The following is a 13,403-nucleotide window of genomic DNA, read 5'->3' as shown; positions in this document are numbered from 1 at the left end:
AAAAAGAATTGCTGGTTTACTTAATTTCTTCTGTTTAATTTTCAAAGACCTTATATTTTTTTGTTGTTTTATTTTATACAATTTTTATATTATATCACCTACAAAAATATAAGTCAACACTTTTTTCATAATTAACCACAATTTTTTTTCAACCATTTTAAACCTTTTTCCTGAATAATTCATAAAAAAATAAGAGCCATATCTAATACGGCCCTGCGACTATCTTTTCGTAATTCTAAATTTTCATCTAAAAAGTGATAAAAAAGATAGAAAAAAAGATTCAACTTCGATAGTGTTAATTTGCGCAAAAACAAAACACAAAGGAGAATCTTCTATAAATAGTTTATTCGGAAAACAATTAAATTTCAACAAAAATATAAAATTAAATTTTGATGGTGGTGATTTAAGATCTGATGCTGAACTTTTATTATATAAAGAATTTGATAAGAAAATAGGGTTTAGCGATAGATTAAGTATTGAAACTATAAAGCAATTTGAAAAGATAAATGAAAAACTTACTGATATTATTTATTCTATCGAAATGCCAAAACATATTTCACTTGATTTAGACTCTACTAATTATGCTACTTATGGAAATCAATACGGAGCAAAGTATAATTCACATTATTCTGCTAATGGTTTTCATCTCTTAGTTGCATTTGATGGTTTAAGGGGAGATTTTATAAAAGCTAAACTTAGGGTTGGAAATATTTATACATCTAGAAATGTGGTTAACTTTATTGGACTTATACTATACAAATATAAAAATAAATATGAAAAACTAACAAGAATTGTAAGAGCAAATAGTGGATTCGCAACCCCTAAATTATATGAACTTTTAGAAGATAATAATACTTTGTATGCTATAAGCTATAATAGTGCAAAAATACTTGAATAATTTTATAATTATATAAAATAAAAAACATTCATAGTAAATCCTTGTTATAATTAAGTTCCTACTCAAAATCGAACAAAGGAGTTATTTACGAATGTTTCAAGAATTTATTATATCAAAAGACTTATCAATAGACAAATTTTTAAATGATTTAAAATGTGATTTTTATTTAACTAAGCCACAACTTAAAAACTTGCAAACAATATTAACTGGCATGATTACAAATGGGTATAACGGTAAAATATCTCAAATATCAGAATCTTCTTTTTCTCATAGGACAAGTATAGGAAGATTTCTATCAAATAGTTCTTGGGATGAAAATCTTATAACTACTTCAATGAAAAGAAATGTTATAAATACTATGATTGAAAGATCTGAGAAATCGAAAGAACCTGTATATTTTATAATTGATGATACAATTTCTAAAAAGACTAAGCCTTCGTCACAGGCTAAAAATCCAATAGAAAATTGTAAATATGCTTATTCTCATTTAGAAGGTAAAACAGTTTATGGACATCAAATAATAGTAAGTTTATTATCATGCAATGGACTTACGTTACCTTACTCAGTAGATGTTTATGATAAAGAAACTATGAGTAAAATAAAACTTGCTAAATCTCTAATAAATGCATTATCGAAAAAACTAAATAAACTTATTGTTCTTGCTGATAGTTGGTATAGTTCAAAAGCTATTTTTGATGCAACAATATCTAATGAAAGAAATAATTATGTAGGAGCTATAAAAACTAATAGGGTATTATATCCTAAAAATCATAGCAAACTTGGAATAAAAGCTTCTATGTTTGCGAAAACATTACCACTAGATTCTTTTGACCTAGTCACAGTCAGAAAGAAAGACTATTACGTTTATAAATACGTAGGTAATTTACGTGATAGAAAGAATATAACTATAGTTTTAAGTTACCCAGTAGATTCTTTCTATGAAAAATCTACCTTAAAAGCATTTATTTCATTAGATCCTAACCTTTCAATTTCAGATATTTTAAATCACTATAATTTACGTTGGGATATAGAACCTTTTTTTAGAGAGTGTAATGCTAAACTTGGTTTAAATGGATATCAAGTACGAAAAACAAAAGCTATCAAACGTTATTTATTGATAATGCTTTTAAACTATACCTATTGCAAATTAAAATCTAAATTTCTAAATCATTTTAATGTTGGATTCAAAAAAGTAAAAAATGAATTAGAAAAAGAAAGGGTACAAACTATCTTTAATGCAACTAAAAATGGAGTTTCGTTAACCGAAATTTTAAAATTATTAAAGATAGCTTAAGAGGAATTATATATAACTGTAAAATTATTCAAGTTAAAATGCACTATTATAGCTATAAGATTAAAAGTAAATAAAATCTTATATACTCTTACTAACGGAGCTACTGAAGAAATGGATATTTTGTCTTCAAAAAATATTTTGGATTACAAAGTTGTTTATGAGGAATTTTTAGGTATAAATACCTGAGAATGAAAGTCTCTACTCTTTAAGGATTAATCCTTCTAAAGGACATTTGCTAAAGCAACCTAAAGAGCATGACTAAAACTCAATCTTCTATTTTAGATACATTTTTTCTTCACTAGCTTCTTGGTTTTCTATATATTTTTTTATTGTTCCTTCCGTTACGCTTCCTACTGTTGCACAAAAATATCCTCTTGCCCACAAGTGTTGACGCCAATATCTCTTTTTTAATTCAGGAAGATCATCTTGTATCAATCTTGATGATCTTCCTTTTAGATATTGGACAATCTTACTGGGTGCAATGCTAGGATTACATCTTATTAGCATATGCACGTGATCTTTCCCTATGCTACCTCATAATAATTGTAATATTTCGAACCTCGCAACTTTGTCGTATTAATTCTCTTAATCTGCCCGATATATGTTTATTCAAAACTTTATATCTATATTTTGTTACCCATATAAGTATGATACTTTATATCATGAACTGTATGACTGCCTTTATTATATTCCTCCATACTAATCACTTCCTTTTTTATTAGTATGGTCATGTTTTTCACTTTCTAAAAGGCTAGAAGCTGATACCGTCTAAAGACGGTGGTTTTAAACCCCGCGCATGGAAAATAAATTCGGTGAATAATTCAGGTTAAAGATTGCTTATTTTTCTAAAATTTATACCTAGTATTTTCTTACTTTCCGCAACATCAAAAATTATCCACCACATTTAAATATTTTTTATAATATCGCTAAACCCTATTTTCCTAACAAATTCTCTATATAAAATAGATTGTATAATCAACTGCAATACGAAAAAAAGTCCATATGTAATCTCAATAGTATATGATAAAGTTGCGAACAAAACTACACACTAAGGAGTATTAAAATATGAACTATAAAAATCTTAACACAATTGAACGAGGAAAAATAGAAGTCTTAAACAATAGCTGTTGCTCTATAAGAGAAACAGCTAACATTTCAAATCCAAATCATTCAACTATTTCTAGAGAGTTAAAACGTATAGATTTAGACTATACCTTAGATAAATCCCAAAATGTCTTAAATATGGTCCAAAAGGGAAATTTAGCGATGAACTAGCTAGCAAAATTAATAGTGCATTAATAAAAAAATGCCTTATACCTTTGGAAATAATTCCTTGATATAAAGCACTTTCTGATTATCTTAAACTAATTTTTTCATTTCTCCTGCTATTGGATCTGCAAGTGTACCCATTATTATCTGTACATTATTTGATCCAAGCTTCATTATCCCTTTTGCACCTAGAGCTTTTATTCTAGGTTCATCTATTATTGAAGCATCTTTAAGTGTAAGTCTAAGTCTTGTAACACAGTTATCAAGAACTTCGATATTTTCTTTACCACCTATTGCTTCTAATAATCCCTCTGCTATTCCAGCTAATCCATCTTTTTTAGCTCTAACTTTTGGTTTTTCTGCTACTTCTTCAACCTTAATTTTGCCACTTACGATATCTTTCATCTCTGCTGCTATTGGATCTGCAAGTGTACCCATTATTATTTGTACATTATTTGATCCAAGTTTCATTATCCCTTTAGAACCAAGAGATTTAATTTTAGCTTCATCTATTATTGAAACATCTTTAAGTGTAAGTCTAAGTCTTGTAACGCAGTTATCAAGAACTTCAATATTTGCTTTTCCACCTATAGCTTTTAATATACCATTTGCTATAGCTGTTAAACTATTATCTTTTGAAGCACTCTCTTCTGTTGTTCCAGCACCTTCAAATATATCATCATCTTCTCTACCTGGAGTTTTTAAATCAAACTTTTTAATGAAGAATACAAATAAGAAGTAATATACTACAAATGCTACCGCACCCATTATAAGTAGTAATATTGCATTTTTACCTTTACCAAAGTATAAAAGATAATCCATAAGTCCACTTGAGAAACTAAATGCTAAATGAATATTAAGTGCATATGCTACTGCCATTGATACCCCTGTAAGTATCGCATGGAAGAAATATAATACTGGTGATAAAAACATAAATGTAAATTCTATTGGCTCTGTAATACCTGTTATGAAAGCTGTTAAAGCAAGTGATAAGAACATACCACCAACTTGTTTCTTCTTACTTTTTTTAGCCATTGTATACATTGCTAAACAAGCTGAAGGTAAACCAAACATAACTATTGGGTAGAACCCAGCTGTATAAACCCCTGCTGTAGGATCACCTGCTAAGAATCTTGAAATATCTCCTGTAACTGCCACCCCACCAGCTGTTGTAAACGTTCCAAGTTGGAACCAAACTACTGTATTTAATACATGATGTAAACCTATTGGTATAAGTAATCTATTTAAGAAGCCATATATTCCTGCTCCCATCCATCCTGCATCTGTCATTAAAACTGCAAAATCGTTTAAGCCATTTTGAACCATAGGCCAAACATATCCAAAGAATAATCCTAAAAGAACACATACTGCTGAAGTAATAATTGGAACAAATCTTTTTCCTCCAAAGAATCCAAGTACTGCTGGAACTCTTATGTTATGGAATTTATTATATAGAAGACCTCCAACTACCCCTGCAAGTATTCCACCAAATACCCCCATATTTATTGAAGCATTAAATGTTTTTGCTACGCTAGTCATTACTAAGTAACCTAATAGCCCTGCAAGTCCACCAACTCCATTACTTTCTTTAGACAATCCAAATCCAATACCTACTGCAAAAAGCATTGCCATATTTGTACCAAAGGCTGCTCCACCAGCAGCTTTAAGCCATGGTATATTTAATAAATCAGTATCTCCAAGTCTTAGTAATAAACCAAGAGCTGGCATTACTGCTATTGGAACCATTATTGATTTTCCTATCTTTTGTAAAAATCCTAAAATACTATCAAGTTGCTTTTTCATCAACTTCCCCTCCTCTTTAGTAACTAATTTTTTATTACCTTCTTCTGTTCCTGAATAATTTTATTATTGCACCAACTTTTTAAAATAAAAAAAGCTGAAAAAGATAAGATACACTCTACTGAATGTATACTATCTTTTTCAGCTTATGCCCAAATGGTTGCACGCCTTAAAAAATAAAATATTTAATTTGTTTTCTTAACTAAATAATAATACAAATTTCGATAAATGTCAATATGATTACATTTAAGTAACTTTAAATAGTATAGTGATATTTAATTTATATATATGTAAGTTTAATTTAATAAAATAATTCCTCATTATATTTGACAAAAAACATGAAATAAAATATAATAATGGTGACGTGTTACTGTTTAGTCAGGCATAAGTTCTTTCGGGATACTTATGCCTTTTTTAATATAAAATTTTAGAAAATAAATAAATTAAATATAAATTAAATAACGAAGGGATGTGAAAATCCTAGTGTTTAGCTACATAGATACTGGGAGATATTATGTTTGGATTTTTAAAGAAAGAATTAAAATTAGTTGCTGCAATAGATGGTACTACAATAGATTTAGCTAATGTACCTGATCCTGTTTTTGCTCAAAAAATGGCTGGAGATGGAATTGCTATAGACCCTACTGGAGATATAATAGTTGCACCTTGTGATGGAGAGCTTAGTTTAATATTTAAAACAAATCATGCTTTTGCTATGACTCTTGATGGTGGAATTGAATTATTAGTACACATAGGAATTGATACTGTTGGTCTTGATGGTAAAGGTTTTGAAAGATTAATAGAAGCTGGGGCACAAGTTAAAGCCGGTACTCCAATAATCAAAATTGATAGAGCTCTTATAGAAGCTGCTGGATTATCACTAATAACTCCTATATTAATAACAAACCCAGATACAGTTAAATCAATAACTCCTATTATTGGACAAACTGTAAAAGCTGGTATTGATGCAGTAGTAAACTATAAAATGTAATTATTGAAACTACAGACAAAGGATTTATCCTTTGTCTTTTTTTATAATTAAAATAAAAAAAACACGGATAAAATTATATGTAAAAAGATTTTCAAACAAATCTTTATACATATAATTTCTTCTATGCTTTCTAATTAATTAGGCTCTATTATTATAACTCTTTAGAAATCTTTGAATATGCATAGCTATATATGCTATCTCATCATTGTTAACTTTTTTGTCTAATGATTCTTCCATTATCTTTGCAACTTCCTTTGCAACTTTATATGACTTTCTATACTTTATTTTTATTAAATCTAAAAAATCATTTTCTATTTTTACATTTTTTAAAATTCTTTCCATAGCAAATCTTAAATGTGTTAAAAATCTTGCATAATCTAAACTCTTTCTGTCGATCTCAATTTCCATTAAATCTTCAACTGTTTCAACTACTGAATTTCCTATATATGCATACTTAATTGTGTTAGAAAGCTTTCCGTTATTTCTAGCTGAATGAATATGAAGTGCTATAAGACCTACTTCTCCATCTGGAATGAAAACTCCTGTTTCTATTTCTAATTTAACTGCCATCTCTTTAGCTAGTCCAAATTCTTGAGCATATAAAGTTTCTATTTCTACAAGAAAAGGGTTTTCTATAACTTCACCTTCTGCAAGTCTTTTTATAGCAATTGATACATGGTCTATGAGTCCTATGTGTATGTTCTCACTAAGTTCTTCTTTAAGTTCATTAGATATCTCACAAATAAGTTCCTCACAAAGCCCTACGAACTTATCATCATTCCTACTAACTAACTCATTGAAATTTTTTATATTTTGCTCATCTTCTATAAAAAATATTTTTTCAAATTCTGTACCTTTATCTATTCTATCTCCTGTTTTTTTGCCAAATCCTATTCCCTTACCAAACAGAATGCTTTCTTTCCCGTCAAATTCTACCGAAACAACATTGTTATTAAATGCTTTTATAACATTGTAGCTACTACTTAACTCCCTTATCATATTCACACCTCTTTTTTCTAAATACTGTACTTAAAAAATCTCTTTATTATTACAGCTTATATTATCATTATATAATATCTTTTTCCATAAAATAAGTAAATCTCAAATTTTTTTGGTTTTTGAAAACGAAAGTAGCATTTAAATAATTTTAATAAGTTAAGTTATAATCATTCACACATACTGAACTCTCTCATACTATATTGTATAAGAAAAACCTTATATCAACTTTGAAAGTAAAGTTACTCAAATTTACTTATATTTGATTAATTCTTGAAAATTAACATGGTCTTAACTTCACCTAAATTAATTAGTAAAGAACTTTAAATGTTATAAAAGTACTTCTTATAATTATTGATAAAAAATTAAATATGATTTACAAGGAGGTTTCCTTAATGGAAGAAATAATTAATAAACTTACCTTAACTTATATTGGTAATATTAATGGTGATGCTTATTTCAATGTTGAATATGTTGATGGTTTTACTGATGATACCAAACTTGTAGTTGCTGATACTTGTACTTGTTGTGAACTTGCATCTGAAACTCTATATAATGTAGCTAAGTATGATGATAATACTACTAGAACTCTTAAAATAGTAAATGTTAAAGATGAAGTAACTAATTTTACTATTAGAATCTATGAGGGTACTGAGTTAGTAGAGGAAGATATAGTTTCTTCTGACTCTAGTAATGTACCTGCTCTTATCAAAGAAAATGTTCATGTTAATTCTATCGGTGATAGAATTATTGAAATATTATTTGATGAACCTGTTCAAAATCTTGAGGCTAACTTTGATTTTGGTCAAGATTATTTTAATAGACACCCTTTATTCTTTACAGATAAAGCAAATATTATCTTAAAAGATTCTAATACTCCTACTCAATATTTTTATAAGAAACAAGTTGGTGAGAATTCTCTTTTCTATAAATTTGCTACAGATTCTGATGGTATAGAAGATTCAACTAATGATGAAGCATTACTACCTGTAACTCAATTGAGTACTCCTTCAGTTTCTACTGAAATTTTACTACCTTTTACTCCTATATATCTTGATCTTTCTTTAGACGATAAATTAAGCATTCCTTTAACTAGAAATATTGATACTTCTGAGTATCAAACTACTTCAACTTATGATTCAATTAATTCTGCTTATACTTTTTATCAAGATCAATATATAAATGCTACACCTAGCGAACGTTCTGTTCTTGTTAACTACTATTTTAGATATTTTGGTAGTGATGATGAAGGTACTTTGTATGAGCCTGCTGATAAGCCAATAGACTGGCTTGGGTATTTTTCTGGTGGCGATGTTACTACAACTGTATCTAAAGATAATAGAAGAATTCAAATACAGTTTGACCATTATAGTCTTCCAACTGGTGATACTCATCAACTTATTATAAATTATGCTAAAACATTCCCTGATTATCCTGGTAATCTTAGAATACTTGATACTAATAAAAACCCGTTCCCTATAGTTAGAGAGTTATCACCTATAGATAAACTTGCTACAAAAGCTATTATTACAGATGTTGTAGCTTTATCTAAAGATGAAATTCTTATAACTTATGATAAGGCAGTTCTTTGCCAACATGATCACGGGAAAAATATAATCACGATTAATGGTACTAAACCAGAAAATATCTCAAGATATGAAAATTCTTATAATATACTTCTTTGCAAACTTTCAACTGACCATGCACTTGATGTAGGTGATGAAGTCTTTGTTGAAATTGGAAGTATCACAGATGCTTGTGGTTATACTACAACTCCATATAGCACAACAATCCCTGTAGTAGCTGTCCCTCCTGAAGTTATATCTTTAAAACAAGGTGAAACTACTAAGGAAGGATTAGAAACTATTATTGATATAGAATTTACAGATTCTATGATGGACCTATCTGGTGATATTTCTAACTTCTTTGAAATATTTAAAATTGTAGATGGTATCAAAGAAATAATTTATCCTACAATAATGAGAGTTAATCAATCACCTAATACTACTCTTAAAATTTCTGTAACTGAGCCTATTTTATATCCTGGATTCACTTACGAAATTAATATATCAGATATGGAAAACACTTATAAAACAGTAATGATTCCTTATACAGGAATACTTCATATCAAAGATATGTCTGCTCCAACAATAAAAGGAATTTATTTAACTGACCATAGCAGTTTTGATGCTGATTCTGAAGGTTATAAAATAGCTGTAATATTTAATGAACCTATGACTTCTACTGGTTCTCATAGCTTAACTGACTATACTAACTATGCTATAACTTTAGGAAAAGGTATTGCAAACTCACCTTGTCCTGTAGACCCTAATATTCCTAATACAAAAAATATTAAAGTACCTCTTAATGCTGATAATTGTATTGATGTTGTGCCTTTAAAAGAAAATACAATAGCAAGAATTTGCTTAAATAAAGATTACTTTTTAATAGATGGTGAACCTGAAGACATAGGATTTATTCCTAATGACCTTGTAGTTAAAGCTGGTCACTGTGAATTAAAAGAGGTTAAGTATCTTACAAATCTTTCTAATAATGTATTGAACTTTGTTTGCCCATTAGAAGAGGTTCTTTCTGAGAAAATAGATTTATTAGACGCTGTATTTACAGTTGTAAATAATGAAACTCTTGTAGTTAAATATTCTGCTATCCACAACGAAATTATAGCACTTTCTGCTTCTGCTTTTACTCTTACTGATGGAACATTAGCTATTGATGCTGTTATAAATTCAAATGAACAATTTACTCTTACTTTCCCTGAAGATACTTTCTTTGTAGGTGGAAAAAAACTTTACTTTTTAGCTAATGGTGAAGATTTATTTGGTAACTCTATCTTTGCTGTTGCTGAAAATATTGCTATAAAACTTGATTATGATGCAATTCCTACACTTCAAAAAGCTTACCTTTACTATCTTCATAGTGATGCTGCAATATTTGCTCTTGAATTTAGCGAGGCAGTTAAAAAATATGGAAACTATTTACTTGCTGGAAAAGATTACTCAGTATCTGTAAATGGTGGTCATTATAGAAGTGCAAGTGCTGTTGGTAGACTTGTAGACCCTGAAAAATTTAATGGTATGTATGTAGAAACTGTAGCTGGTGGAAATAAAACTTTATTCCTTCAATTTAATAATACAAATGAAGAAATTTTCTTCCCAGATGATAAATTCACTCTAAGCGTAGCTACTTTACAAGAACACTTTAAAACTCTTGATTATATAACAGGTAAACCTGTAGAAATTTTCAGAGGTGTAGATGCAAATGCAAGATATCCACAGGTTGGAAGTCTTATCTCAAACTTTGCTACATCTAGTACCAACCTTGTAATCAACTATGCCTCAAGTATAAATAAGCCTTTAGATGAATATCCAGATATAAATACTGTAAGTTTTGAATCTTTAAATATTATAAAAATTGGTACACTTGAAAAGCCTCTTTGGGAAATTAATTATGCTGCAGAGCCTTTATTCAACTCATTTAAATTAACTGTTAAGGTTGATCCTAGTACTAATATTTCTTTAGGTGATGCTTCATTGAATTATAATGAAATTGATGGATCTTATATCTTATCTATTGCTAAAGGTAGTGGCTCTCTAAATTTAGATGAAATAGTTAATATTGAACTTGGATTTAATAATGGATACACTACAGTTGAAGGTACTCCAACTCTAAACCATGTTATAGATTCTATAAACACTAGTACTATAGCTTCTACTTTCCAAACTAGTGCTACAAATACTGATTTAATAGTTAAATATAATCTTGATGGAGCTTTACTTGACAGTAATATTGTAGATGAAATAATTTTCACAACACCTACAATTACTGGTACTAAAATAGTATATACTCCCGATTCTGTATTTGATAAACTTGAGTTAACATTTGATGCTGCTCCTACTCCAAATAATAATATTGTAGGTTCTTTATCTTATGATAAAATTTCTAAAAAGCAAATACTAACTTTAACACCTAGTGATGAGAATTCTAATATTGAACTTTTAAAAGTATCTGCAGTTGATTTTACTCTTGCAAGTGAATTTGCAAAAGTTAATGGTTTAGCTATTTCTGCTACTTCTTCTACTGCTGAATTTACTGCTGAAGGTTTAAAATTAGTAGCTACTCATACTACCGATACAGCTCTAAATTCTGAAGCATTAACATTAAAAATTGCTTCACCAACACCTTATGAAATTATAGATAAAACTACTGCTATAGGCAGCTTATCATTTACACCTAGTACTTTTGCCAATGGTTTATTGCCATATACTGTAACTAGCGATGCAAGTAATGAAGTATTTGCTGAATTTGCTCTTAAATTAAGTAAAGACCCAAGTACTAATAAAACACTTTCACCTTCAGTTTCACCTATAACTTATGCTAGCGGAGTTTATACTTTTAATTTTGCTCTTGATTCTACTACTAGCTCAACTTCTATTCCTGTAGCTGATATAGAAGCTATAGTATTTACAGTTCTTGATGATTTTGCAACTATCGGTACAACTAATCTTGATGCTAAAGAACTGACTACACCAAAAGTTTGAATTAATTTAATCATAGAGCATCAAGCAGGTAATCTAAATGCATTTTCAATTGATTACTTTGCAAGACCAAATTACCCACTTGATAGAATAGAATCTTTGCCAAGTTTCACTTTATCAAACCCTACTATATCAAGTGATAGAAAATCTATTTCTTATACCCCAAGTGATGTATTGCATTTATTTAAAGTTAATTTGTTTGATGCAATACCACTTGATACAAATGTTGATTTAACTTTTCAAAAATTTAATTATATAAATAATGAAAGCTTAGTTAACTATGGTGCTTACGAAATAGTTTTAGCTTATCAAACTTTAAGTGCTGGTGTTTTAAATGTACTAAATATAGAGTCTATAGATTCTATATTAGATACTAAGTTTACTAAAATTAATACTGAGCTTGTACCTGACCCTCGTCTAGTAAGTAGTTTTTCTACTAAAGGATTGATTTTTAAGGCAACTCATAGCATTAATGAAAGTTCACTTACTTTAAAAGTTTATTTATTCACCTCACCTTATATAGTAGATGATTTAAATATTAACAATAATATAAGTTTAACTGCTAAAGCTCCCACTCTAGGTACTAATATTAATACTATAACTTTTGAGGAAAATTCAGTTTTCAGTTCATTTGTAATTAATCTTAAAAGCAATGTAACTATTAATTTTGACCTCAATATAATTATGACTTATGCCTATACTAATAAAAATGATGAATATGAAGATTTTAAATTTACAGTAGATAACATTTTAGGTATTGAGCCTAAAAATATTGACACTATAACTTTCAATTTTAAAGATTCTCCAATAGTTAGAGGTAAGAAAATAATTATAGATGAACCAATAACTACAGAACTTTTAATTTAATTACAATGATAGTGAACTTTATATAAAACAAAAAGGTAAGCCATTACGGCTTACCTTGTTTTATTTCTACATACTTTTTATGCTATATAACTTCCTCTTCTATACTTTTAACTATCTTATATCACTTAATCTATTTTTGATTAACTCAAGAACCCTTAGTTGGTCCTCTTCATTATTTTCAAAATCTAGATTATCTACATTTATTTTAAGTATTGGTGATAAATTATAGTTATCAAAGTATGACTTATATTCTTCATTTAGACTTTCCCAGTATTCTCTTTCTACCTTCTGTTCAAAGTCCCTTCCCCTCTTCTTGATTCTTCTCATAGCTTCATCTACTGAAACTTCAAGATATATCATAAGTTTTGGAACTTTTATATGTCCTACCATGTTCTCTAAAAGCTCTTCATATATAGCAAACTCTTCACTTGTCATATCCCCTGACTTACATAGCATTTTAGCAAATATTGCATCTCCATAGATACTTCTATCAAGTATACATCCATTTACTTTCCCTGCTTCTTTTAAGTGTGCAAATCTACTATTTAAAAAGAATATTTGTGATGGAAATGCATATCTTTTTCTATCTCCATAGAATTTTGGAAGTATTGGATTCTCTACTACTGGTTCCTCAAACTTCACCATATCTAAATCTTTTGCAAGTATATTCATAAGAGTACTTTTGCCTACTCCTACAACTCCATCTATAACTATCATTGTTTTAGCTCCTTA

The 13,403-nt window shown here is 28.8% G+C and carries 9 protein-coding genes and 2 pseudogenes; 6 read left to right on the top strand and 5 right to left on the bottom strand.

Features of this window, described 5'->3' with window-relative positions:
* The first annotated feature begins 292 nt into the window (after positions 1 to 292).
* Positions 293 to 898: a transposase gene (locus Q0V24_RS03390; RefSeq protein ID WP_297518715.1), complete on the top strand. Its 606-nt coding sequence runs from the start codon at positions 293 to 295 to the stop codon at positions 896 to 898.
* 91 nt (positions 899 to 989) lie between these two features.
* Positions 990 to 2,192, top strand: coding sequence for a transposase (locus Q0V24_RS03385; RefSeq protein ID WP_297518714.1), 1,203 nt, complete (start codon positions 990 to 992; stop codon positions 2,190 to 2,192).
* 273 nt (positions 2,193 to 2,465) lie between these two features.
* On the opposite strand, the pseudogene tnpA reads toward Q0V24_RS03385, so the two are convergent.
* Positions 2,466 to 2,890, bottom strand: a pseudogene (gene tnpA, locus Q0V24_RS03380) (IS200/IS605 family transposase).
* Positions 2,891 to 3,257: 367 nt separating this feature from the next.
* On the opposite strand from tnpA, the gene Q0V24_RS03375 reads away from it, so the two are divergent.
* Positions 3,258 to 3,467 carry a helix-turn-helix domain-containing protein gene (locus tag Q0V24_RS03375; RefSeq protein ID WP_297518713.1) on the top strand — a complete coding sequence of 70 codons (210 nt, stop codon included), beginning with the start codon at positions 3,258 to 3,260 and terminating at the stop codon, positions 3,465 to 3,467.
* 84 nt (positions 3,468 to 3,551) lie between these two features.
* On the opposite strand, the gene Q0V24_RS17085 is transcribed toward Q0V24_RS03375, so the two are convergent.
* Together Q0V24_RS17085 and nagE are read right to left on the bottom strand one after the other, a co-directional pair.
* Positions 3,552 to 3,866, bottom strand: coding sequence for a PTS transporter subunit EIIB (locus Q0V24_RS17085; RefSeq protein WP_366938268.1), 315 nt, complete (start codon positions 3,864 to 3,866; stop codon positions 3,552 to 3,554).
* Positions 3,852 to 5,264: pseudogene (nagE, locus tag Q0V24_RS03370) on the bottom strand (N-acetylglucosamine-specific PTS transporter subunit IIBC); the annotation flags it as partial. The gene Q0V24_RS17085 and the pseudogene nagE, both read right to left, overlap by 15 nt.
* Positions 5,265 to 5,775: 511 nt before the next feature.
* Here nagE and Q0V24_RS03365 point away from each other — a divergent pair.
* Entirely contained in the window at positions 5,776 to 6,252 is a 477-nt protein-coding gene (locus Q0V24_RS03365; RefSeq protein WP_297518711.1) for a PTS glucose transporter subunit IIA, read from the top strand.
* A gap of 138 nt (positions 6,253 to 6,390) precedes the next feature.
* Here the strand turns inward: Q0V24_RS03365 and Q0V24_RS03360 are convergent, their stop codons facing one another.
* Positions 6,391 to 7,251 carry a PRD domain-containing protein gene (locus Q0V24_RS03360; RefSeq protein WP_297518710.1) on the bottom strand — a complete coding sequence of 287 codons (861 nt, stop codon included), beginning with the start codon at positions 7,249 to 7,251 and terminating at the stop codon, positions 6,391 to 6,393.
* 392 nt (positions 7,252 to 7,643) lie between these two features.
* Between Q0V24_RS03360 and Q0V24_RS03355 the strand changes: the two genes are divergently transcribed.
* Together Q0V24_RS03355 and Q0V24_RS03350 are read left to right on the top strand one after the other, a co-directional pair.
* Positions 7,644 to 11,807: a hypothetical protein gene (locus tag Q0V24_RS03355; protein ID WP_297518709.1), complete on the top strand. Its 4,164-nt coding sequence runs from the start codon at positions 7,644 to 7,646 to the stop codon at positions 11,805 to 11,807.
* Between the two features lie 96 nt (positions 11,808 to 11,903).
* Entirely contained in the window at positions 11,904 to 12,671 is a 768-nt protein-coding gene (locus tag Q0V24_RS03350) for a hypothetical protein (protein ID WP_297518708.1), read from the top strand.
* Between the two features lie 111 nt (positions 12,672 to 12,782).
* On the opposite strand, the gene Q0V24_RS03345 is transcribed toward Q0V24_RS03350, so the two are convergent.
* Entirely contained in the window at positions 12,783 to 13,388 is a 606-nt protein-coding gene (locus Q0V24_RS03345) for a deoxynucleoside kinase (RefSeq protein ID WP_297518707.1), read from the bottom strand.
* Positions 13,389 to 13,403 lie beyond the last annotated feature (15 nt).

Origin of the sequence: uncultured Clostridium sp. (assembly GCF_947039605.1) — a bacterium.
GTDB lineage: Bacteria > Bacillota > Clostridia > Clostridiales > Clostridiaceae > Sarcina.
Note: the sequence above shows the minus strand (reverse complement) of the source record. Positions and strands in the feature narration are given on the sequence as shown.

Coding starts and splice junctions, on each gene's coding strand:
- Q0V24_RS03385 (WP_297518714.1), top strand. CDS start 990: ATGTTTCAAGAATTTATTATATCAAAAGACTTATCAATAGACAAATTT.
- Q0V24_RS03375 (WP_297518713.1), top strand. CDS start 3,258: ATGAACTATAAAAATCTTAACACAATTGAACGAGGAAAAATAGAAGTC.
- Q0V24_RS17085 (WP_366938268.1), bottom strand. CDS start 3,866: ATGAAAGATATCGTAAGTGGCAAAATTAAGGTTGAAGAAGTAGCAGAA.
- Q0V24_RS03365 (WP_297518711.1), top strand. CDS start 5,776: ATGTTTGGATTTTTAAAGAAAGAATTAAAATTAGTTGCTGCAATAGAT.
- Q0V24_RS03360 (WP_297518710.1), bottom strand. CDS start 7,251: ATGATAAGGGAGTTAAGTAGTAGCTACAATGTTATAAAAGCATTTAAT.
- Q0V24_RS03355 (WP_297518709.1), top strand. CDS start 7,644: ATGGAAGAAATAATTAATAAACTTACCTTAACTTATATTGGTAATATT.
- Q0V24_RS03345 (WP_297518707.1), bottom strand. CDS start 13,388: ATGATAGTTATAGATGGAGTTGTAGGAGTAGGCAAAAGTACTCTTATG.